At 62.6% G+C, this 20030-nt stretch carries 22 protein-coding genes; 9 read left to right on the top strand and 13 right to left on the bottom strand.

What is annotated here, in order from left to right:
- Positions 1 to 292: 292 nt before the first annotated feature.
- Complete coding sequence (locus tag N1937_RS01000) at positions 293 to 1441, top strand: helix-turn-helix domain-containing protein (protein WP_260057231.1); 1149 nt, start codon at positions 293 to 295, stop codon at positions 1439 to 1441.
- A gap of 85 nt (positions 1442 to 1526) precedes the next feature.
- On the opposite strand, the gene N1937_RS01005 is transcribed toward N1937_RS01000, so the two are convergent.
- Complete coding sequence (locus tag N1937_RS01005; protein ID WP_260057232.1) at positions 1527 to 1805, bottom strand: hypothetical protein; 279 nt, start codon at positions 1803 to 1805, stop codon at positions 1527 to 1529.
- 423 nt (positions 1806 to 2228) lie between these two features.
- Between N1937_RS01005 and N1937_RS01010 the strand changes: the two genes are divergently transcribed.
- Positions 2229 to 2609: a VOC family protein gene (locus tag N1937_RS01010; RefSeq protein ID WP_260057233.1), complete on the top strand. Its 381-nt coding sequence runs from the start codon at positions 2229 to 2231 to the stop codon at positions 2607 to 2609.
- A gap of 436 nt (positions 2610 to 3045) precedes the next feature.
- Here N1937_RS01010 and N1937_RS01015 read toward each other — a convergent pair whose 3' ends face one another.
- Positions 3046 to 5040: a methyl-accepting chemotaxis protein gene (locus N1937_RS01015; RefSeq protein WP_260057234.1), complete on the bottom strand. Its 1995-nt coding sequence runs from the start codon at positions 5038 to 5040 to the stop codon at positions 3046 to 3048.
- A gap of 344 nt (positions 5041 to 5384) precedes the next feature.
- On the opposite strand from N1937_RS01015, the gene N1937_RS01020 reads away from it, so the two are divergent.
- The gene (locus N1937_RS01020; RefSeq protein WP_260057235.1) at positions 5385 to 6503 is read left to right on the top strand and encodes an IS4 family transposase; all 1119 of its coding nucleotides are present in this window, start codon (positions 5385 to 5387) and stop codon (positions 6501 to 6503) included.
- A 224-nt stretch (positions 6504 to 6727) separates the two neighbouring features.
- Here the strand turns inward: N1937_RS01020 and N1937_RS01025 are convergent, their stop codons facing one another.
- Positions 6728 to 8035: an IS4 family transposase gene (locus N1937_RS01025; protein ID WP_260057236.1), complete on the bottom strand. Its 1308-nt coding sequence runs from the start codon at positions 8033 to 8035 to the stop codon at positions 6728 to 6730.
- A 458-nt stretch (positions 8036 to 8493) separates the two neighbouring features.
- On the opposite strand from N1937_RS01025, the gene N1937_RS01030 reads away from it, so the two are divergent.
- Positions 8494 to 9369 (top strand): transporter substrate-binding domain-containing protein, encoded by an 876-nt coding sequence (locus tag N1937_RS01030; RefSeq protein ID WP_170256369.1) that lies wholly within the window; start codon positions 8494 to 8496, stop codon positions 9367 to 9369.
- Between the two features lie 24 nt (positions 9370 to 9393).
- On the opposite strand, the gene N1937_RS01035 is transcribed toward N1937_RS01030, so the two are convergent.
- The 5 genes from N1937_RS01035 to N1937_RS01055 all read right to left on the bottom strand — a co-directional run bounded on the left by N1937_RS01035 (position 9394) and on the right by N1937_RS01055 (position 12555).
- A complete protein-coding gene (locus N1937_RS01035; protein WP_222296420.1) occupies positions 9394 to 9807 on the bottom strand; it encodes a tellurite resistance TerB family protein in 414 nt (137 codons plus the stop codon).
- A gap of 102 nt (positions 9808 to 9909) precedes the next feature.
- On the bottom strand, positions 9910 to 10620 hold the full coding sequence (locus tag N1937_RS01040) for a thermonuclease family protein (RefSeq protein WP_260057237.1): 711 nt from the start codon (positions 10618 to 10620) through the stop codon (positions 9910 to 9912).
- An 11-nt stretch (positions 10621 to 10631) separates the two neighbouring features.
- Positions 10632 to 11294 carry a S24 family peptidase gene (locus N1937_RS01045; protein WP_170279293.1) on the bottom strand — a complete coding sequence of 221 codons (663 nt, stop codon included), beginning with the start codon at positions 11292 to 11294 and terminating at the stop codon, positions 10632 to 10634.
- 122 nt (positions 11295 to 11416) lie between these two features.
- On the bottom strand, positions 11417 to 12064 hold the full coding sequence (locus N1937_RS01050) for a response regulator (RefSeq protein WP_018072437.1): 648 nt from the start codon (positions 12062 to 12064) through the stop codon (positions 11417 to 11419).
- Positions 12065 to 12156: 92 nt separating this feature from the next.
- Positions 12157 to 12555: a hypothetical protein gene (locus N1937_RS01055; protein ID WP_017966895.1), complete on the bottom strand. Its 399-nt coding sequence runs from the start codon at positions 12553 to 12555 to the stop codon at positions 12157 to 12159.
- 119 nt (positions 12556 to 12674) lie between these two features.
- Here N1937_RS01055 and N1937_RS01060 point away from each other — a divergent pair, with 119 nt between their 5' ends.
- Both N1937_RS01060 and N1937_RS01065 read left to right on the top strand, forming a co-directional pair.
- Positions 12675 to 13028 (top strand): DUF952 domain-containing protein, encoded by a 354-nt coding sequence (locus tag N1937_RS01060; protein WP_222296416.1) that lies wholly within the window; start codon positions 12675 to 12677, stop codon positions 13026 to 13028.
- Entirely contained in the window at positions 13025 to 14113 is a 1089-nt protein-coding gene (locus N1937_RS01065) for a quinone-dependent dihydroorotate dehydrogenase (protein ID WP_260057238.1), read from the top strand. Before N1937_RS01060 ends, N1937_RS01065 begins: the two co-directional genes overlap by 4 nt.
- Here the strand turns inward: N1937_RS01065 and N1937_RS01070 are convergent.
- The 3 genes from N1937_RS01070 to N1937_RS01080 all read right to left on the bottom strand — a co-directional run bounded on the left by N1937_RS01070 (position 14089) and on the right by N1937_RS01080 (position 16286).
- On the bottom strand, positions 14089 to 15435 hold the full coding sequence (locus N1937_RS01070; protein ID WP_222296414.1) for an MATE family efflux transporter: 1347 nt from the start codon (positions 15433 to 15435) through the stop codon (positions 14089 to 14091). The genes N1937_RS01065 and N1937_RS01070 overlap by 25 nt on opposite strands.
- An 85-nt stretch (positions 15436 to 15520) precedes the next feature.
- Positions 15521 to 16018, bottom strand: a complete 498-nt coding sequence (locus N1937_RS01075) for a CAP domain-containing protein (RefSeq protein WP_260057239.1) — start codon at positions 16016 to 16018, stop codon at positions 15521 to 15523.
- A gap of 1 nt (position 16019) precedes the next feature.
- Positions 16020 to 16286: a DUF6460 domain-containing protein gene (locus N1937_RS01080; RefSeq protein ID WP_026154422.1), complete on the bottom strand. Its 267-nt coding sequence runs from the start codon at positions 16284 to 16286 to the stop codon at positions 16020 to 16022.
- Between the two features lie 193 nt (positions 16287 to 16479).
- On the opposite strand from N1937_RS01080, the gene N1937_RS01085 reads away from it, so the two are divergent.
- From N1937_RS01085 to N1937_RS01095, 3 genes are all read left to right on the top strand, one after another.
- Complete coding sequence (locus N1937_RS01085) at positions 16480 to 17412, top strand: class I SAM-dependent DNA methyltransferase (protein ID WP_260057240.1); 933 nt, start codon at positions 16480 to 16482, stop codon at positions 17410 to 17412.
- Positions 17413 to 17623: 211 nt separating this feature from the next.
- A complete protein-coding gene (locus N1937_RS01090; protein WP_260057241.1) occupies positions 17624 to 18259 on the top strand; it encodes a YitT family protein in 636 nt (211 codons plus the stop codon).
- A gap of 356 nt (positions 18260 to 18615) precedes the next feature.
- Positions 18616 to 18783 (top strand): hypothetical protein, encoded by a 168-nt coding sequence (locus N1937_RS01095; protein ID WP_260059102.1) that lies wholly within the window; start codon positions 18616 to 18618, stop codon positions 18781 to 18783.
- Between the two features lie 234 nt (positions 18784 to 19017).
- Here the strand turns inward: N1937_RS01095 and N1937_RS01100 are convergent, their stop codons facing one another.
- Positions 19018 to 19479 (bottom strand): carboxymuconolactone decarboxylase family protein, encoded by a 462-nt coding sequence (locus tag N1937_RS01100; RefSeq protein WP_017966904.1) that lies wholly within the window; start codon positions 19477 to 19479, stop codon positions 19018 to 19020.
- A gap of 23 nt (positions 19480 to 19502) precedes the next feature.
- Positions 19503 to 20003: an RrF2 family transcriptional regulator gene (locus tag N1937_RS01105; RefSeq protein WP_260057242.1), complete on the bottom strand. Its 501-nt coding sequence runs from the start codon at positions 20001 to 20003 to the stop codon at positions 19503 to 19505.
- Positions 20004 to 20030 lie beyond the last annotated feature (27 nt).

Raw genomic sequence — 20030 nt, forward strand, 5'->3', positions numbered from 1 at the left:
CGAAATTAAGTCGTTAATTCATGCGAATATTTTGTTCGTCCGGTTTTTCTTTTGGAACGAACCGATGTTTATTTAGATACAGCTAAGAAAGGCAGTTGTCGTTATCTTCGCGTCCTGGAAATTATCGCTCCGTACATTTCGGAGCGAAAAGGAATATGATAAGCAACTCATGCAGGTGACTCTTCGGGCACTTCCGCTTTTTCAGACGGAGTTCTGCGGAGATTTCAGCCGCAAAAACAATTGCTTTTCTCAATTTCCATGGCTCGGTCGGGTTATGCGCTGGAGGAATTGGATGACTACAGGGTCTGATTCCGACGATGATGCTGCCGCGGAACAGGAACGGCCGGCGCATATGGAGCGGCGGCGCTGGCCGCGTGAACCGGCCTTACGCAAGGAACGCCCACCCCATGCCTCCCCTGCACTTGAGCCGCTGCGATTCTCGACGCAGGACCTGCCACCGGCAGAACAATTCCAGGCCTGGCGGGCACATATGGCGCCGCTCGTGGATGTTCATCTGCCGGAGGGAAAATCACCGGAAGACGGGTTCCTCGCGGAGCAGATCGGCTGGCACCTCGGCGATATCCTCATCGTCCAGCAACGCGCGCAGGCCCACAGATATGTCCGCGATCAGGCCATGCTTCGATCGAGCCCCATCGACCACTGGAACGTCGGCCTGCAGCTCAGCGGCCAAGCCTGGACCGAGGTCAACCGTCGTGTCACCGAGACCGGTGCCGGCGAGATACTTTTCATATCTGTCGGCAGCCCCTATCGCGGACGGATGACCGATACCGAAGCTTTGCTCGTGTTCCTGCCGTATGAGCTGCTGGCTCGCGATGCGAGCCTTCTCCAGAGCGCCGGCAACACGGTTCTTTCGGGTAGCCACGCCGAGTTGCTCACGGGTTATCTCACGGGCCTCGAAACGAACCTCGGCAATCTGACGATAGAGGAAGTGCCCCGGATCATCCAAACCATCGGCGATATGGTCGTTGCGGGCGCCGCATCGTCCACAAGGACTGATACCGGTCAAAACCAGACCAACATGGGACTGATGGAGCGGGCGCACCGCTACGTTCACGTCAATCTCCATTCGGAAAACTTGACGCCGGACATGATGTGCCGCGCGTTGGGGATTTCGCGGACGCGGCTTTACCAGCTGTTTGAGGCGAGCGGAGGCGTGCTCAATTATATTCGCAAGCGGCGATTGCTGCAGGCCTATGCCGATCTCAGCAATTCGGCCGACCACAGGCCGATTGCGGAAATCGCAGAAGCCGCCGGTTTCGAGGTCGCCGCCAATTTTACGCGCGCCTTCATCCACGAATTCGGACTGAGCCCGCGTGAGATCCGAAGGACGGCGGCAACCCAACAGCGGCCGGCTCCGGCCATCCGCTCCACGCGGCGTTACGGAAAAACGATCGGTGATTGGCTGGCCCGGACGAGTTGATCTAACAAGTTTCAGGCGGATCGTCATCCAGGTGCTGTCGGGGTCCCGTCACCGCTCCATCTCCCGCAAACCACGCCGACCAGGCCTAATCCCCGAAGAACCGGATCGGCTTATATTGCCGATGCGCGATGATCAGGCTCCTGTCGGGCTGAATGATGTAGGTTTCCTCCACCTCTCGGCCATATTGGTCGATGAAATCATGCGGGAAGGCCGAGCCGGGCGGGGATTTGGTGAGTTTGGTGCGCGGTTGGCCGCTATAGGTAATGCTGCCGGGGATGGGTTCGAGGCCCGGTCCGCCGTAGCTGACGGTGTTGCAGCCCGCGAGAGCGAGCGTGCCGACGAGGCCGATGATTGCAGCTTTCATGTCCATCCCTCCCAATGCCGTGGATAATATCACTCTACACCTCGCCGGATAGAGTTCACGACACGAATGCCCATGCCGCGCTTCAATCCTTCGGGAAGCGTTGCCGGGGATGCCGCGATCGAGCGGCTGGCGGGACGACATCCACCTGCTGATATTAGGGTGAAAATCCCGTTCCACCAGTCGCGCCGACGCATCCATTGCCGAAACCGGTGCCGTCTGCTAGATCGGCATCGTCGAAAAAGGCAGGATCGGTTGAGGTAAGCCCGGTCCCTTCCATTGGAGCGTCAAGCGCGCTCTCACGGAAGCTCTGCTCCGTGCCATGGCACGAGAACCCGCGACGTGATCCGCATCAAGATGCGGGATCCCGGCGGCGTGCGGAGACGGCAAAAGGCAGTCCCGGGATTTTTTCGAACGGAGACTGTCATGCGCTTGAACCACCTCGATTTCCACGTACCCGACATCGCTGCCACCGCGGATTTCTTCATCCGCCATTTCGGCCTGAGACTTAAGGATATGCGCGGCCGGAACGGTCTCGCGATCCTCGAAGACGATGCCGGCCTCGAAATCGTCCTCAGCCACGCAATCGCAAAATTCGGCACCGCCAATCAGGTGGAGATCGGGCGCCGGACCTATCACATCGGCTTCATTCTGCCCGAAAGGGCGGATGTCGATGCGGTCCATGCCGGGCTTGCGGCTGCCGGTGCGACCCTGTCTGGTCCGCCGGCCGCCATGCGCGGCGGCTGGCTGTTTTATTGCACGGCGCCAGGAAACATCCTCGTCGAAATCGGCTGGCGGCCGGGTTAGACGACACCCCAAAAGGAAAGAGCGGCCGCTGCCGTCCGGGGCCGAACCATGAGTATCAACCCGTCCTTCAGAGTAACGGGGCGAAGGGGTATGCCGCAACGTCTCGATTCCCTCTTCTCCCCAGCGGGGAGAAGGTGCCCGTAGGGCGGATGAGGGGGCCGGCGAAGCCGGTCTTTTCAACAAAGCCCATGCAGGTTTCGGCCGCGATGACCTCGTCTGACCGTATTCAGGGCGCTGGGAACTGGCGTTGCCGCCGGAGTACCGGAATAGATTCTACGTGAAGGATGTGCCGTGTGGCCCCCTCATCCGCCTGCCGGCACCTTCTCCCCGAGGGGAGAAGAGGGTACGCCGCGAGCTCTCCATTCCTTGCCGACCTCTCGCAGGCTGGTGAGCCATCGCCGCGAACCGGACAACCGCGCCTCATGCCTCTATCGGCTCAGAATTCCGTCCAGTCGGGATCCTGGCTCGGCGACTTGCTGCCGCCGGCGCCGAAGGCGTTGGCGATTTTCTGGCCGAGAGCACGGGCCGGTGAGGCGGCCGGTCGGGCGGCACCTTCGCGGGCGACACGGATCGGAGCTGCCCTGGCTGCCGGGCGGGCGGCAGCGCGTGGTGCTGCTGTGGCGATTGGCACACTCGTGGTGAAGCCGCCGGTGCCGGTCAGCCTGAACTGGCCGAGCAGGTTGTTGAGCGCTGCCGCTTCCGTGGCCAGATTGTGGCTGGCGGCGGTGGATTCCTCGACCATCGCCGCATTCTGCTGCGTGCCCTGGTCCATGGTGTTAACCGCGGTGTTGATTTCCTGCAGTCCGATCGATTGTTCGCGGGAGGCCTCGGCGATCGCGTGGACGTGCTGGTTGATCTCCTGCACCTCCTGGACGATCGCGTCGAGCGCCTTGCCGGTCTCGCCGACCAGCGAAACGCCGGTCTGCACATGCGTGCCGGAGGTGCTGATCAGCGCCTTGATTTCCTTGGCGGCCTTCGCCGAGCGCTGGGCGAGCTCGCGCACTTCCTGGGCGACGACCGCAAAGCCCTTGCCGGCATCGCCGGCGCGGGCGGCTTCGACGCCTGCGTTCAGAGCGAGCAGGTTGGTCTGGAAGGCGATGTCGTCGATGACGCCGATGATGTTGGAGATTTCGCCAGAGGACTTCTCGATCTGCTGCATGGCGGAAACGGCCTTGCGGACGACCTCGCCCGATTTCTCGGCGCCGAGGCGGGTACGGGCGACGAGCTGGCTCGCCTCTTCGGCCCGCTTGGCGGCGTCGCGCACCGTCGTGGTGATCTCCTCCAGCGCCGCTGCCGTCTCTTCGACGGAGGCCGATTGCTGTTCCGTCCGCTGGGAAAGCTGGTCTGCGGAAGAGCGGATTTCATTGGCGCCGGCGCCGATCGCCCGGGCATTGGCGCCGACCGTATGCAGGGTTTCGTTGAGCTTCTCGACTGAGTTGTTGAAATCCTCACGCAGCGCATCGAGATGGGCGACGAAGGGTTCGGCGATATGCGAGGCGAGATCGCCGTCGGCAAGGCGGCGCAGGCCGTCGCCGAGGGCGGTGACGGCGCGGTCGAGTTCGGCTGCTTCGCGGGCCTTCTGCGCCTCGCGGTCGCGGCGCTCGCTATCGCTGACGTCGCGGTCTGTTTCGGCGCGTGCCTCGATCCGGGCGCGCTCGATCGCGTTGTCGCGGAAGACCGAAACGGCCTTCGCCATCTGGCCGACTTCGTCGCCGCGGTCGAGGCCGCTGACATCGCTTGTGGTATCGCCCTCGGCGAGCCGGGTCATGCGCTGACGCAGCTGCGTCATCGGACCGGCGATGCCCATCTGGGCCACGACCACGCTGAAGCCGACGGCGGCGAGAACCGCGATGCCGATCAGAACGAGACAGAAGACGATCCGTTCGTTGACGGAAGCCGAGAGCGCGTCGCCGCCATCGGTGAGCATCGCCATCATCGCATCATTGTTGGCGATCATCTTCGGCGTCAGCGCATTGAGCTTGGCGTTGATCAGGGCAACATTCGCCTGGGCGCCGGCGCCGTCCTTGGCTTTGCTCTGTTCGATGATCTTGGTCGCCAGCGTTTCGATCTCATCGATGCCCGCCTGGATTTCATCGATCGCCGGCTTGCGGCTGGGCACCAGCGCCAGCGCCTGCTTCATGCGGTCTCGCGCCTGCGGCAGCTTGCTCGGTGTGGCGAGCGCCGTCTGGAATTCCGGCGTATCGGGCTTTATGTCGGCAAGCAGGCTTACCTGCAGCACCGAGGCCACCGCCGATGCGCTGGCGCGCGCGCTCAGCATCGAGGCCTGCGCTTCATGATCGATGAAGGCGCTGTAGGCGGCGTCCGCATGGCGGAACTCGGCGATGACGTAGACCAGCCCGGCCATCGTGATCAGCCCCATGAGCGCCACGACCGATATGATTTTTGTCCGGATTTTCAGATGCTTCAGCATGGAAATGTCACCCGATTGGCTGGGCGTGCTCGCGCGCCCGGTGATGTGAAATCAATTGTTGCAGAAAAAACGCTGCTTCAATATCGCGGTTTAGGGATTAGGTTTGGGCTGACGCTTGCATCATGCGATCGGCTGGCGGAGTCCGATGTCGTCGCAACAAATAAAGGCGATATTCTTTAATTCCGCGCTAACAGAAGGCGGCGGATGACTGTGATTTTTAGGGGCTGACTTGTCGTCCAGCGCGTTGTGTCCGATGTGCGTTGATGGCTGCCCCTCACCCTAACCCTCATATGCGCTAGGTTTAGCGCTGGACATAAGGAATCTGGTTGTGATTCAAGCTTTGGATGAAGATTCGTCCTGAGATTTTGGATCATTGGCCGGAAGTGCGCGCGCGGCTTCCGGCGGGTTTTGACCTGGAAGCAACGGCGCGGTTGCGCGGTGCTTTTACGCGGGTCCGCGAAATCAAGAATGCCGAGACGCTGTTGCGGCTGGCACTTGCCTATGGCGGCCTTGGCATGTCGCTGCGCGAGACCTGTGCATGGGCCGAAGCGGGCGGGATTGCCCGCTTGTCAGACCCATCGCTGCTCGAGCGGCTGTGCAAAGCGGCGCCTTGGCTTGGCGACATCGTCGCCGCGCTGATTGCCGAACAGGCCAAAGTGCCGGCGGGGCGCTTTGCGGGCTATCGCTTGCGTGTGCTCGATGGAACGTCGATCTGCCATCCGGGTGCTGACCGCACGACATGGCGGCTGCATGTCGGCTACGACTTGGCAACGGCTCAGGTCGATCAGCTTGAATTGACCGACATCCATGGTGCCGAGAACCTTCAGCGCCTTACCTATGCAGCCGGCGATATCGTGCTGGCCGATCGCTACTATGCAAGACCGCGCGACCTGCGGCCGGTGATCGATGCCGGTGCAGACTTCATCGTGCGGACCGGCTGGAACTCGTTGCGCCTGTTGCAGACGAATGGCGAGCCCTTCGATCTGTTTGCCGCGCTCGCCGCTCAGCAAGAGCAGGAAGGCGAGGTGCAGGTTCGTGTCCACGAAGGCATAACGGGGACGCCGCCAACGCCGCCGCTGGTCCTGCGCCTCATTGTCCGGCGCAAGGATCCGCAACAGGCCCAAGCCGAGCAGGAGCGTCTGCTCAAAGCCGCCCGCAAGCACGGCAAACAACCCGATCCGCGCAGTCTCGAGGCAGCGAAGTACATTCTGCTGCTGACTTCGCTGCCGGCCACCACCTTCCCGCCGGCCGATATCCTCACCCTCTATCGCTTCCGCTGGCAAATCGAGCTGGCGTTCAAACGGTTCAAGAGCCTGGCCGGCCTCGACAGCTTGCCGGCCAAGAAGCCGGAACTGGCCCAGGCATGGCTCTACGCCAGGCTGATCGTTGCCATCATCGCCGAACAGATTGCCGGGCAAGTCCCGGACTCTCCCCCCTCTGGATGCGGCAACCCCACCGGCTAGCCCCCCATTGGCAAGTCCTTCGCGCTGGCGTCTCATGAAGTTAGCCTTGGCCACCATTTGCGCCGCCATCCGCGGACCACTTCTGTGGCAGGCCGTCCGTAATCTCCTCACGCGAAGTCGTCGCCACCTCTGCGAGCCGCCGCGACGACGCCGAAAACAATGCGATTATCTCCGCGCCCGCCTAACCTAGCGCATATGACCCTAACCCTCTCCCCGTTCTGACGCTAGGGCATATACATATCTCGCAAAGCCCATCCATCGGCGACGGCTCGAAAGTATTTGAGGCCGTTGAAGAAGGTGATTGGGCCCGGCGGCTTGGCCGAGGCGTAGCCGTTCCAGCCGCCGAGCTTGGCGATGATCCAGGCGGCCCAAGCCAGCGAGGCCTTAGAGTGGGGATTGGACTGCAGCTTGGTTGTGCCCTTGAAACGGCTTTCGAGGGCGGCGAGGGTATCGATCTCGGCTGCCGTGAAGGTCAGGCTTGCCGGCTGGTGATCGCCGCCGCTGCGGGCTTGGACGAGCTGGAGGACGATTGCTGCGGCCTTGGCGGCGATGGCGACGAGCTTTTCCAGCCGTGCCGCCAGATGCAACTGGCTGTCCTCGATCTTGAAGCCTTGGTTCTTCATCACCCGAAAGAACTGCTCGATCATCCAGCGCTGCTTGTACCAGGCGACGATCTGCCAGGCATCGGCCGGGCTGCTGAGCCAATGGGTGGTCAGGAGCAGCCAGTGCAAGGGCTCGACACCGTCGGGGGCGGCCGGTTCAACGATCTCGACCCAGCTCAGCCTGACGCCATCGGGCAGGCTTACCTCGCGCAGGTTTTGCGGCCGCCGGATCGTCGCTTCGCCGAAGCGCAGGCACACCGTCGCCTGCCGCGCCGGACGGTCGGCGCGCTCGCGCAGATCAATCGTCTGAGTATCGCAAAACGCCACCGTTTCGACCGCGCGGCGCAGTTTGGAACCGTCGATGAGCGCATGGTCATGCATGACGCGCGACAAAAGATCGAAGCGCCGATCGGGCAGGCGCGCCCACATGATGAAGAAGTCACCCTCCCGGTCGGCGATCGCCGTGACCCGGGCCGCACGCGAAAGCACCAGTTTGGCCGCCTCTGCCGTCTCCACCCAGCGCCGCGATTCCTTTTCGTTCAACGGCCGCTCGGCATGCGGCGTAAGCTCTTCGCTACCCCGCGTCCAGACCCGGCCGCCCACCAGGCCAAGGCAGCTGCCGGTGTCGGCATCGAGCGCCAGCATCGGATGCAGCAAAAGGCCAAAGCAATTGCCTTTTTTGATCTTGCCCAATTCCCGCCGGCTGTCCGGCGTCGTCGCAAACTTGATCTCGCTGGTGTCCTGCAGCGCCAGCACGTGGCGACCCTCAACCGCAGACCGGGTCTCCTGGCTCCAGCCGGCAATGATCTCTTCCACGCTCACCGCACTGTTGTTGAGAAAACGCCCGAACCGGATCTCCTGCGAATGGTTGCCCTCGGCCAACTGGCGAAGGCAAACCGTCTCGCGCAGCACAATGCGACGGAGCAGCACCGCCCCCCTTTATCGAGACGACGATCTCCAAACCGGCCCAACGAAAAATCATGCCCTACATCCATCGGCGACGCTCCCAAATCAAAACGTCGCCAAAACAATCATACAGCCCGCAGTAAAGGAATCCGACCCCCGCAAACCGAGTCAATCCGTCGCACCCACTTATGTATATGCCCTAGCGTTCTGACGGGGAGAGGGGACGTGCCATGCGAAAGGCCTGCGGGGGACGGAGAGGTTGCGGCTTGTCCCTTCTCCCCGCCCGCGGGGAGAAGGTGGCGGCAGCCGGATGAGGGGCTGCTCTCGTCGACTCCTGGGCGGGGATGGCGCATGAAGGCTTCCTATGCATGGCAACCCCCATCCGCTCCCCCTCCTCCCACGCATATTCCCCACCACGCATGACTCTGATAATCTCGCCGACGCCGCAATGCTTCGCGCTTAACCCAGAGACCACAATCACGATGATGCAATCAAAGCTGGCATCCCTGACTCTGAAGGGTTTTTTCGCGCTGGGGCTGTTTCTCGGCCCGCTTTTTTCAAGTTTTGCCGCATTGGCCCAGCAGGCGGCGCCCTCGCTGCCGCTGCTCTTCGATGCACGCGAACGTCTTGCCAGGCCCGATCTCTCCTCGCTGGTGCGATTGCGCTTCCTGACCTCGGTCGATTTCCCGCCCTTCAATTTCACCGATCAGAACGGCAAGCTCTCCGGCTTCAATGTCGACCTCGCCCGCGAAATCTGCAGCGAGTTGGAGATTTCAGACAAGTGCCAGATCCAGGCGCTCCCCTTTGCCGACCTCAAGGATGCGCTCGCCGCCTCACAGGGCGATGCCATCATCGCCGGTCTTGCCGTGACCCCGGAGTTGCGGCGGCAATTCGTCTTCTCCAGGCCTTATCTGATGTTGCCGGCGCGCTTCGTGCGCAATCTCGCCGTGCCGCTCGACGGAAAGACCGCTGCCGCGCTTTCCAGCCATCCGGTCGGCGTCGTCAGGGGGACGGTGCATGAGGCGATGCTGGCGGCCTTTTTCCCGACGCTCAAGGCCGAGCCGTTCGATACGAAGGACGCCCTGCTGGCGGCGCTCAAGGACCGCAAGGTCGATGCCGCCTTTGCCGATGCGCTGCAGCTTTCCTTCTGGGTCTCTTCGCCGGCCTCAGCCAAATGCTGCGCGCTGTTCGACGGCCCTTATCTCTCCGAGCATTTCCTCGGCGAGGGCATGACGATCATGCTGCGGCAGAAGGACAGCGTGCTGACATCCGCCATCGATCACGCGCTCGCCACGCTGTCGCGCAACGGCCGTCTCCAGGAAATCTATCTGCGCTACTTTCCCTACGGGCTCTATTGAAGCCGCAGTCTAAATTGCTCGCCTTCAGCCCTTGCGGAAGCGCGCAATCGCACTGCGCTCGATCGCCGCGCAGGTGAGCTTGTCGAGACCGAGCCGGTCGCGCAGCAGGCTAAGCAGCCGCAATTCCTCCGCCTTCACCGAGAGATCGGCCGAGGCCACCTCGACGGCCAGCGCATAGGCCGTGTCGTAGAGTTTCGCGGGCAGCGTGTCGCGCACGGTTTCGAGCACGACGTCGAGACCTTCCGGCCCGGCGAGCAGCGCGGCGCAGTCGCGCGCCACCGCAATTAGCTTGTCGTCATCGAAATCCTGGAAAACAGGCAGGAATCCGATCAGTTGGCCGATCCTCTCCAACTCCCTGTCGTTCATCGTGCTGTCGACGGCGGATGCCATCACCATCACGTAGATCAGCGCGTCATGAGCAGAAAGCGGCTTGTTCATCTCTGATTCCTTTTTCGATCAGCCCAGATTAGGAACTGGCGACAGCCATTACAAGGGATCGGCCCGATCCGGGCTGTCCGAACGCTTGCCAAGGCTGCCGGTTTATTTGCGGTGTGGATCGTCGCCGTAAAGGCCTTTTCCTGCCTGCCTGGCCTTTTCGGCGGCAGCCGCAAGCGGCGAACCCACTGCGGCTTCCGCCCAGCCGTTTTCGGCGAGCCATGCGCCGAGATCCTCTGCGCCGAGCCGGCAGGCAGCCGTTAGTGTTTCCTTCCATTCCACGGTGTCGAGATCGCAGGTGACGCTGCGATTGCGCAACAGCAGGCGCAGCGCCGTTTTCGCCATCATGCCGCAGGGCCACTGCCGGCCCACCGGTCCGCATATCCTATCGACCGGCGTCGGCACGATGCCGGCAAGCTGAAGCCTGCGCTCGCCAAAGGAAAGCATGCCTGCATTGTCGACCGCCGGCCGCGCCAGCTCCATCGCCTTTTTCGCGGCAGGACTTGCCGCTTGCTGGGTGGCGGTCTGCGCTTGCTGAGTGACATCGGCGGATTTGGCTGCCGCGCTTTCGCTTGGTCTCGAAGCGGGTGGGGCGGCCGGTTCTGCTGAGCGAGCAATCATTTCGGCACGCTCGTCCGACATCGCCGCGGGTTCGCCGGCTTCGGGGGCCGCATCCGCCGGTGCGGTCGCGGTCGCCTCTGCGGACGCCCTTGCGTCGCCGGCAGTGCCGCCGCCAAGCCTTGCTTCGCCCGCCATCAGCAGGCCGACCACCACTAGCATCCCGGTGATACCTGTGATGAAGGCGGCAGGGCGCATGGAATATCTTCCTATTGACTGGCCCAGATGATGCGGGCGATCCAGTCGACGTCGGAAAGCTCGAAGGTGCGGTTGGGATGTTCGGGATTGAGCGACATCAACTCGATCGACCGCGGGCTCTGGCGCAGCAGCACCTTGGCCATCACCTCGCCCTCGTTTGTGCGCACGACGACGCGGTCGTTGCGGCGCACCTGTGCCCCCGGTTCGACGATCAGCACGTCGCCGTCGCGGTAGAGCGGCATCATGCTTTCGCCCTGCACCTCCAGCGCATAGACACCGGCCTTCCGTGCCGGGGCTGCCGGAAATTCCACCACGTCCCAGCCCTGGCCGGCTGGAAAGCCGCCATCGTCGAAGAAGCCGCCGGCGCCGGCTTGAGCGAAGCCGAGCAGCGGAATGGAGTTGCCTCGCTGGGGAAATGCGCCTTCCTGCCGTCCGAAAGCACCGTCCGGCCGCATGAAGGCCAGAAACTGCTCCATGCTCGCGCCTGTGGCGTCGAGCACCTTGGCGATCGATTCCGTCGAGGGCCAGCGCAGCCGTCCATCGGCGGAAAGGCGTTTCGATTTGTTGAAGGAGGTCGGGTCGAGCCCCGCGCGCCGCGCAAGTCCGGATGGCGTCAGCTCGTGCCGTTCGGCAAGCCTGTCGAGCGCTTCCCAGATCTGGTTGTGTGACAGCATGCGCGATTCCGTCGCGGCTCATTCAACGCCGCGCTTCAACCCGGCGGAATATTAATCGACCGTGCCGCCTGAGTAAAGATGAAAGAGGAATAAAATCCTGTTTCCAAAGGGAAATGTATCGCTCAGGCGACCATCGCCATATTGATCTTGCCGAGCTGGATGACCGCCTGCGTCCGGCTGTCGACATCGAGTTTCAACAGGATCGCCGAGACATGCGCCTTGATGGTCGCCTCGGAGACGCCGAGTTCGTAGGCGATCTGCTTGTTCAGCAGCCCTTCGCCGAGCATGGTCAGCACCCGGCTCTGCTGCGGCGTCAGCGTATGCAGGCGGTGGATCAGGTCGGCGACATCGGGATCTTGCTCTTGGCCGTCGCGATAGCTCTCGGGCGTGGCAATGTCGCCGGCAAGCACCGTCTGGATGCTGCGGCGGATGTCGTCGATGCCGGAGGATTTCGAAATGAAGCCAGAAGCACCGAGTTCCAGCGCCCGGCGGATGGTCGTCGCGTCGTCGGTCGCCGACACGATGACGATCGGCAGGCTGGCGAATTCGGAGCGCAGCGCCATCAGGCCGGAAAAGCCGCTGACCCCGGGCATGGCGAGGTCGAGTAGCATCAGGTCGGCATCCGCATGGGCGCCGGCGGCCCGGCGCGCGGCGGCGAAATCGCCGGCCTCGACGATCGATTGCCGGCCTTCCATGCCGATCACCGCCTGGCGCAGCGCGTCACGGAAAAGCGGGTGATCGTCCGCAATGATGATGGTGTGTTCCTGCATCGAAAACTCCCTCCCAAGAGCCCGATCATGCCTTGCATGCGACGCCATCCCTCCGCGTTGCATGCCGGCTTGCTCATACCGACTATATCAGATCAGGTCTTCTGCGGAAGGGGATTGGTGTTTTCCTCGGCCTGGAACTCCTTCACCATCCCCATGAAACTCTTCATCATCCGCTCCATGATGCTGATCGAACGGTCGACCTCGGCATCGCTCGGCAGCGCACGCTGGATCACACCGCCCTGTTCGAGTGCCGTCACCCGCTTTGACAGCCGGTCGAGTTCGTCCTCATAGGCCGCCCGCTCGTCGGCGGCCATCCGGCAGACGAGGGCGCCGTCCTTGTCCTGGCAGATCGACATGGCCCCGGTCTGCCGATCGAGCCGGACGAAATGGTCACCGCTCTTCTCCAGCTGGAAGCGGCCCGCATCGGTTTCGACGGCCGCGGCCGCCAATGGCATCAGAAAAACGCCAAGCGTGATAACGAATGCCTTCATCTTCTTATCCTCCGGATTTTGCCAGTGGCGGTCCCGTTTTTCGGCGCCGGGGCGTGGACATCGCCGCCTCTTTCCTGCAAAGCCCTCGTGACCAAGGAACAGCCTATCGTGAGGCCATGATGACCCTGACACCGACCCTTTACAAGATCGTGACGGAAACGCTCTGGCAGCAAGCCAGACAAACCGGCACTTTTCATGGCGCCGGCATTGATCTCAAGGATGGCTTCATCCATTTCTCGACAGCGGAGCAGGTGAAGCAAACTGCCGCCTTGCATTTTGCTGGCCAGTCCGGCCTGCTGCTGATTGCCGTCGATGGCAGCGGCCTCGGTGACAAGCTGGTCTTCGAACCCTCGCGCGGCGGCGATCTCTTCCCGCATCTCTACGCCGATCTGCCGCTGGCCGCCGTGCTCTGGGAGGCGCCGCTGCCGCTCGACGAAGCTGGCGCCCATGTCTTTCCGGAGCTGCAGTCATGATCGATCCCCTCAAGCGTCTCGCCCGCAAGGGTCTCTTCCTGTTCGATCCGGAAACGGCGCACGGCATGTCGATCGCCGCCTTGAAATCCGGCCTCGTGCCCGCTTGCCAGCTGACGCCCGATCCGCGCCTGCGCCAGACCGTTGCTGGCCTTACCTTCGAAAATCCGCTCGGCATGGCCGCCGGCTACGACAAGAATGCCGAAGTGCCGGAGGCGCTGTTGAAGCTCGGTTTCGGCTTTACCGAGATCGGCACGGTGACGCCGAAGCCGCAATCCGGCAATTCGCGGCCGCGCATCTTCCGCCTGGTGGAGGATGAAGGCGTCATCAACCGTCTCGGCTTCAACAATGAAGGCCATGATGCCGCCTTCGGGCGCCTCGCCGCGCTAGGGGGCGGTGGCATGATCGGCGTCAATATCGGCGCCAACAAGGATAGCGAGGACCGCATCGCCGACTATGTCGCCGGCATCCGCCGTTTTTATTCCGTCGCGCGCTATTTCACCGCCAACATCTCATCGCCGAACACGCCCGGCCTGCGCGACCTGCAGGGGCGCGAAAGCCTGGCGGTGCTGTTATCATCAGTGCTTGCGGCGCGCGACGAGATGGCAGCGACTTCCGGCCGGAAGATCCCGGTCTTTCTGAAGATCGCCCCTGATCTGACCGAGGAAGGTATGGACGATATCGCTGCCGAGGCGCTCTCGCATGCGCTGGATGGCCTGATCGTTTCCAACACCACGCTGTCGCGCGACGGCCTCAAGGATCAGCGCCAGGCGAAGGAGGCGGGCGGCCTTTCCGGCGTACCGCTGTTCGAAAAGTCGACGGCGGTGCTCGCCAGGATGCGCAAGCGTGTCGGCCCTGATCTGCCGATCATCGGCGTCGGCGGCGTCTCCTCGGCCGAAACCGCGGTCGAGAAGATCAGGGCGGGTGCCGATCTGGTCCAGCTCTACTCCTGCATGGTGTATGAAGGCCCCGGCTTGGCCGGCGATATCGTCCGCGGCCTCTCGAAACTCCTGGACCGCGAGAAGGCCGCCTCGATCCGCGACTTGCGCGACACCCGGCTGGATTATTGGGCGGCGCGAAAGGTCTGATCGGCCCGCCGCTTCACCAGCGTCGCCAGGAAGAACCCGCGGAAGAGCAGGAAGGCGTTCATCGCCAGCCACAGGCCGTGGTTGCCGAAGAGCGGCACGAAGACCGCGAGCATCACGAGATAGCCGGCAAAAGAGATCAGCATCCGGTTGCGCATGTCGACCGACCACGTGGCGCCGATGAAGACCCCGTCCATCAGGAAGGCGAGCGCTCCGGTCAGTCCCGTCACCGCCGCCCAGGGCAGATAGATTTCAGCCGCCTGCCGCACCTCCGGTGAGGTCGTCAGCACCGAGATCAGCCAGGGACCGGCGAGGAAGAAGAAGGCGGAGCCAACAGCCGCCAGCCCGAAGGACCACAAGATCGTGAGCTTCAGCCCACGGTCGAAGGCCGGCCGGTAATGCGCGCCGATCGCCCGGCCGATGATCTGTTCGGCGGCATTGGCAAGCCCGTCGAGATAATAGCCCGACAGCAGAAAGAAATTCATCACCACGGCATTGGCGGCAAGCGTCACCGCGCCGAAGCTGGTGCCGATCCGCGTCATGATGGTGAAGGCGCCGATCAGCACGAAGGTGCGGATCAGGATGTCGCGGTTGAGCGCGAAAAGCTCGGCCAGCCGGTGCCGGGAAAAGATCTCCGCCCATGCCGGCCGCGCTGCCTTGCCGAAGCCTCGCAGCACAATGGCTAGCCCGGCGAGCGCGCCGACCGTTTCGCCGGCCATCGTGCCCCAGGCAACCCCCGCCACGCCCCAGTCGAGCGTCAGGCCAAGATAGATGGAAAGCAGGATGTTGATGCCGTTGATAACAGCCTGCAGCAGCAGTCCGATATTGCCCTGTCCGCGCCCGAGCACGAACCCCAGGATGGCATAATTCGCCAGCGCCGCCGGTGCTGCCAGCATGCGGATCGAAAAATAGGTGCTGGTCGCCTCGGCGATCGCGCCTTCCGCCCCCATCAGCCTCAACCCCGCCGCCATCAGCAGCGGCGAAAGACCGAGCAGCGCCAGTCCGCAGCCGAGCGCCGAAATCATCGCCCGGGAGAACACCGCCTGCTGCTCGTGCTGGTCGCGCCGGCCATAGGCCTGCGCCGTCAGCCCGGTCGTCGACGCGCGCAGGAAGTTGAAGCTGCCGAGGATCAGATCGAAGAGCATCGCGCCGATCGCCAGCCCTGCCAGCGCCTCCGCATTGCCCATGCGGCCGACGACGGCGGTGTTCGTCAGCCCGAGCAGCGGCGTCGTCATGAACCCCAGCGTCATCGGAATGGCGATCGACAGCACCAGCCGGTGCGTCACGTCGAACGCAAGCGCGTTGTGATTGCTGCGTGTATCCATGCCGGCCTCGTCGCGGCAGCGCCACGCGTCGTTTCAGACGCGCAACAGACGCTGCATCACTTGAACTGCTGCAGGCGGAATCACCTCAGCTGGAAAGCACCATGGCCCAATAGGGCAGGTTCCTGGAAGATGTATTATGGGCGACGGCAACGCCAAGACCGTCATAACGACCGAGCATGTTTTCCAGGTGATGCGGCGAGTTGATCCAGGCCGTCACCACGGCATCGACGCTTTGCTGGCCGGCGGCGATATTCTCAGCCGCCGGCAGCCGCACGCCGCTCGCCTTGACGCGCGCACCGAAGCTGTCGGTCATGCCCATCAGATGCGCCATCTTGCCGGCGCTCGCCATGCGTTTCGCCTGGAACAAGGCTGCAGTGCTCGCCGCAGGATCGACGGTAAGCGGCGGCAGGCCGTTTTTGGCCCTGAGCTGGTTGACGAGCGGCAGCACGCTCGGCGTCTCGTCCTCGCCGTCGGAAGGCGTCCCAGCGATTCGCGGGGTCGTGGTGCAGCCGGCGATGCCGGCGGCGAGCGCAAGTCCGGAAAGGCGCAACAGGCTGCGTCTGGAAAGATCGATGGATGTCATGTTACCGGCGGTAGCTGAAAAGACGAAGGATGATGAAGAGCGGGATAACGATCGTCGCGCCGAGGATGAGATAGTCGCCGACGCGCCCGAGGGCCGAGAAGCCCCGATACCAGATCTCCAGGATGAAATCGCGTATGCCGTAGATGATGCCCCACGGCGTCAGGCCGAAGACGGTCATGACGAAACCGACGATCAGCGACACCACGATAAGCTTTATCAATGTGCGGCCGATTGAATCGCCGAGGAACCTGTTCGCCTGATCGGACATAAACCATCTCCTGTTTGCCCTTGGAATAGGGTCGCGGCGCGACGCCCGCAAGCCCTTTCCGGAATTGGCCGCTAAGCCCCTTGCGGGCTTGGCTGCTTCGCCCCCTTTTATGGCTGGGCCGCTTCGCCTCTGAAATAGGACTTGAGTTTTTTTGTGGCCGCCGCCAAATGCGGGCGAACCCATAGGTCAATTCATGCAGCCCCACCAACTTTCCTCCGGCGACGTCATTGCCGACCGCCGCGCCGACTACGCCAGGATGCTCGAGGAAGGCGGCGAGCCGGAAGCGGCTGCCGAGCTGATGGAACAGGCCCTCGAACTCGTGCCTGCCTGGGCCGCCGGCTGGTATCGCCTCGCCACCTATCTGGAAAAGGCGGGCAGGGACGAAGCCGCGATCGAGGCCTATCGCAGGACGCTTGCTCTCGGTCCCGATGATATTTTCGGCGCCGCCCTCAAGCTCGCCCTTCTCGGCGACGGTGTGGTGCCTGACCGGCCGCCGAGCCGCTATGTCGAGCGCCTCTTCGACGACTATGCCGACCGTTTCGAATCGGCACTTGTGGAAAAACTCGACTACAGCGTCCCGCAGAAACTGGCGGCGCTCATCGCCTCCACCGGCAGGCACTACGAGTTCGCCGTCGATCTCGGCTGCGGCACCGGCCTGCTTGGCCCTGAAATCCGTAGCCGTGCCGGTCGCCTCGAAGGCTTCGATCTCTCGCAGAACATGCTGGCGAAGGCCGGCGAGAAACAGGTCTATGACAGTCTCGCCCAGGCCGATCTCTCGCTCGCGCCCGATCTTTCCGGCCTCTTCGTGGATGCCGCGCGCCATCGCGCCGACCTGGTGACGGCAGCCGATGTGCTGATGTATCTCGGCAATCTCGAGAGCGTCTTTGCCATCGTCGGAGACCTCGCTGCACCAGGCGCCGATATTGCCTTTTCCGTCGAGGATGCCGGTGACGGCGAGGGCTTCCATCTCGCTCCGTCGCTGCGTTATGCCCATTCGGAAAGCTATGTCAGGATGCTTCTTGCCGGTCACGGCTTCCAAATCCTGAAGATTGTCAAATCGGTCATTCGCAAAGATGGCGGAAAACCAGTTTTCGGCATTCTTTTCCTTGCGCGCAAGCTCGCGTGAGCGAACATTTCTTGCGATGTTTTTATAGGTCAGCATTGCTTACCTATTTCGCTTGATCGAACGACCGAAAAACCCGATACTGCACCGCATCGGCAGAGTGCTCGGCAATATTACGCCGAGGCGCTCGGGCTCCTTTCATGATCCCAAATTCCGTCGCGCTCGGGCCTTCCCAAGCGCGTTCTTCAACTCGACTGCCGTGGAGACTGGCGACATGACACAGCTCATCAATGCCCTTGGCTTCTGGAATACGACCGCGACGCGCCATACGCCGATCGAAGACGTGCAGGGCATATTCTCCGGCAGTCTAGTCGCCGCTCTCGGCCTCTACGTGCTCGCCAGCGCCGGCCTTCTCACCGGCAGCACGGCCGGCGTGGCCTTCCTCCTGCATTATGCCTTCGGCGTCAATTTCGGGCTTGCCTTCTTCCTGCTCAACCTGCCGTTCTTCTATCTCTCCTGGAAGCGCCTCGGCGTGACCTTCACCATCAAGACCTTCATCGCCATCGGCCTGACCTCGGTGCTTGCCGATGTACAGTCGCGCTTCTTCTCCATTTCGAGCATTCATCCGGCCTGGGCGGCCCTTCTCGGCGGCTTGCTGCTCGGCTTCGGCCTGCTGGCGCTCTATCGCCACCGCGCCAGCCTCGGCGGTGTCGGCATTCTCGGCATCTACCTGCAGGAGCGTTTTGGCATCCGCGCCGGCCTCGTCCAGCTCGCCATCGACATGTGCGTGCTCGCCGCCGCCTTCTTCGTCACCACGCCGCCTGTTGTCTTCTATTCAGTGCTCGGCGCCGTCGTCCTAAACCTCTTCGTCGCCATCAATCACCGCGCCGACCGCTACATCGCGTTGTAAGGGAAGCCGGCCAGGTCCCTCTTGCCGCGACTGGGTTAGGGTGAGGCCACACTATGGCAAGTCATCGCCAATTGCTTGTGGCCGGAAGAGCTAAAGCCTGCTAGCACCTGCTCCAGCATGCGAGGAGAAGGAAGCATGCCGCAACCTCTCCGTTCCCACCTCGCTCTCGCGTGGCACGTCCCCTCTCCCCGTCTTTTACGGGGAGAGGGGACTGCGTCTCACGCTGCCTCTACGATGCGTGCCGCAGGAAAGGCTCTAACGTTACAATTCGGTAAGCCATTCTAAACAAAACGTAACTTGCCTGTGATCGGTCTCGGCGCCAAATTCTTCTCGCGCCGGATTTGATGAGGTGAGCTATGTCAGATTTGGAAAAGCTTGTGAGACGCCGTATGCAGGAAGAATATGCCAAGGGTGCTTCCGCAGAAGAAATTGCGAAAGTCGTGCGCGACCTATTCAACAGCATCGACCTCTCGGGCAATCGGTTTGACGCCGTTGCCGTACGGGCCAACAGGGATCATGAGTGACCCAATATTCGACCGACCCGAGATTTTCGGGTCGGTTGCCAGGATGCCATTAATCACTACGCCGACACCTCCGCCGGGGGTGAGCCGCGGGTCTCGTCTCAGTCCCGTCCTTCGTACGCCGTAAACGGAGCGAAGGGACATGCCGCAGCGTCTCGATCCCCTCTTCTCCCCGAGGGGAGAAGAGATATGCCGCGACCTCTTCGTTCCCCGCTCACCTCTCGCATGGCATTGGCCTCACGCGGCCTTCGTTACCGCATCGAGCGGATGCTGCGAGCGGAAGCCGACAGCAAGCCGGTTCCAGATATTGATCGCGCCGATTGCCACCGTAATCTCAGTCATCTCCTTCTCGGAGAAATGTGCCTTCAGCGCCTCGTAGTCGGCATCAGGCGCGCCTGTTTTGGCGATATTGGTCACTGCGTCAACCCAGCCGAGCAGCGCCCGTTCGCGGGCGTCATAGACCGGGGATTCCCGCCAGACGCACATCAGGTTGATCCATTGTTCGGAGAGCCCATCATGGCGGGCTTCCTTCACATGCATGTCGACGCAATAGGCGCAGCCATTGATCTGCGAAGCGCGCAGCTTGATCAGGTGGATGAAGCGGCGCTCCAGGCCGGAGGACTGGACATATTGCTCGAGCGCGGCGACAGCCTTGTAGGCATCGGGAGCGGCTTTGGCGAAGTTGAAACGCGGTTGCATAGTCTTTCTCCTTTGTTGGTGGCTCAACGAGCCGTCTTGCGTTCATGGATTTCAAGGAAAGCGCAGCCTCGAGCTGCGATCGATCCGTCGTCGAGAGCATTCAGCTCGATGCCGAGATCGGCAATGCTCGTCTTGGCAAGTTCGGCCCGATAGACCCGTTCGGCTCTGAGCATCGCGGCGCTGATGTTGCAGGGCGAGGCAAAGAAGCGATCGGAGACCGGGTTCGGTCCGCGCTGGCGGATTTCGGCGCAGCGGAAGGCGGGCGCCGGTCCTTCGACCGCGATCACGATGTCGAGCAACGAAATCTCCTTCGGCGCTTTTGCCAGCCGATATCCGCCCTTCGGCCCCGGCACGGTATCGAGGATGCCGGCGCCCGACAGCGCCTGCAGATGCTTCAGCAGATAACTCGTCGAGACGCCGTGGAATTCCGCCAGCGCGGCGGCCGAAAGCACGCCGCCTTCGGAGAGGCCGGAAAGCATCGCAACGCTGTGAATAGCCTGCTCGACCCCATCGCCCATCTTCATTCGCCTGGCCTCCTCAATTCATGGATA

It is taken from the genome of Rhizobium sp. WSM4643, assembly GCF_025152745.1.
Classification (GTDB): Bacteria; Pseudomonadota; Alphaproteobacteria; order Rhizobiales; family Rhizobiaceae; genus Rhizobium; species Rhizobium leguminosarum_I.

What these genes read in the sequence shown, in the direction of transcription:
- N1937_RS01060 (WP_222296416.1), top strand. Translation starts at nt 12,675, where the DNA reads ATGACCCTGACACCGACCCTTTACAAGATCGTGACGGAAACGCTCTGG.
- N1937_RS01015 (WP_260057234.1), bottom strand. Translation starts at nt 5,040, where the DNA reads ATGCTGAAGCATCTGAAAATCCGGACAAAAATCATATCGGTCGTGGCG.
- N1937_RS01080 (WP_026154422.1), bottom strand. Translation starts at nt 16,286, where the DNA reads ATGTCCGATCAGGCGAACAGGTTCCTCGGCGATTCAATCGGCCGCACA.
- N1937_RS01100 (WP_017966904.1), bottom strand. Translation starts at nt 19,479, where the DNA reads ATGCAACCGCGTTTCAACTTCGCCAAAGCCGCTCCCGATGCCTACAAG.
- N1937_RS01075 (WP_260057239.1), bottom strand. Translation starts at nt 16,018, where the DNA reads ATGACATCCATCGATCTTTCCAGACGCAGCCTGTTGCGCCTTTCCGGA.
- N1937_RS01020 (WP_260057235.1), top strand. Translation starts at nt 5,385, where the DNA reads ATGAAGATTCGTCCTGAGATTTTGGATCATTGGCCGGAAGTGCGCGCG.
- N1937_RS01010 (WP_260057233.1), top strand. Translation starts at nt 2,229, where the DNA reads ATGCGCTTGAACCACCTCGATTTCCACGTACCCGACATCGCTGCCACC.
- N1937_RS01095 (WP_260059102.1), top strand. Translation starts at nt 18,616, where the DNA reads ATGTCAGATTTGGAAAAGCTTGTGAGACGCCGTATGCAGGAAGAATAT.
- N1937_RS01070 (WP_222296414.1), bottom strand. Translation starts at nt 15,435, where the DNA reads ATGGATACACGCAGCAATCACAACGCGCTTGCGTTCGACGTGACGCAC.
- N1937_RS01030 (WP_170256369.1), top strand. Translation starts at nt 8,494, where the DNA reads ATGATGCAATCAAAGCTGGCATCCCTGACTCTGAAGGGTTTTTTCGCG.
- N1937_RS01045 (WP_170279293.1), bottom strand. Translation starts at nt 11,294, where the DNA reads ATGCTGTCACACAACCAGATCTGGGAAGCGCTCGACAGGCTTGCCGAA.
- N1937_RS01050 (WP_018072437.1), bottom strand. Translation starts at nt 12,064, where the DNA reads ATGCAGGAACACACCATCATCATTGCGGACGATCACCCGCTTTTCCGT.
- N1937_RS01055 (WP_017966895.1), bottom strand. Translation starts at nt 12,555, where the DNA reads ATGAAGGCATTCGTTATCACGCTTGGCGTTTTTCTGATGCCATTGGCG.
- N1937_RS01065 (WP_260057238.1), top strand. Translation starts at nt 13,025, where the DNA reads ATGATCGATCCCCTCAAGCGTCTCGCCCGCAAGGGTCTCTTCCTGTTC.
- N1937_RS01105 (WP_260057242.1), bottom strand. Translation starts at nt 20,003, where the DNA reads ATGAAGATGGGCGATGGGGTCGAGCAGGCTATTCACAGCGTTGCGATG.
- N1937_RS01085 (WP_260057240.1), top strand. Translation starts at nt 16,480, where the DNA reads ATGCAGCCCCACCAACTTTCCTCCGGCGACGTCATTGCCGACCGCCGC.
- N1937_RS01005 (WP_260057232.1), bottom strand. Translation starts at nt 1,805, where the DNA reads ATGAAAGCTGCAATCATCGGCCTCGTCGGCACGCTCGCTCTCGCGGGC.
- N1937_RS01040 (WP_260057237.1), bottom strand. Translation starts at nt 10,620, where the DNA reads ATGCGCCCTGCCGCCTTCATCACAGGTATCACCGGGATGCTAGTGGTG.
- N1937_RS01035 (WP_222296420.1), bottom strand. Translation starts at nt 9,807, where the DNA reads ATGAACAAGCCGCTTTCTGCTCATGACGCGCTGATCTACGTGATGGTG.
- N1937_RS01090 (WP_260057241.1), top strand. Translation starts at nt 17,624, where the DNA reads ATGACACAGCTCATCAATGCCCTTGGCTTCTGGAATACGACCGCGACG.
- N1937_RS01000 (WP_260057231.1), top strand. Translation starts at nt 293, where the DNA reads ATGACTACAGGGTCTGATTCCGACGATGATGCTGCCGCGGAACAGGAA.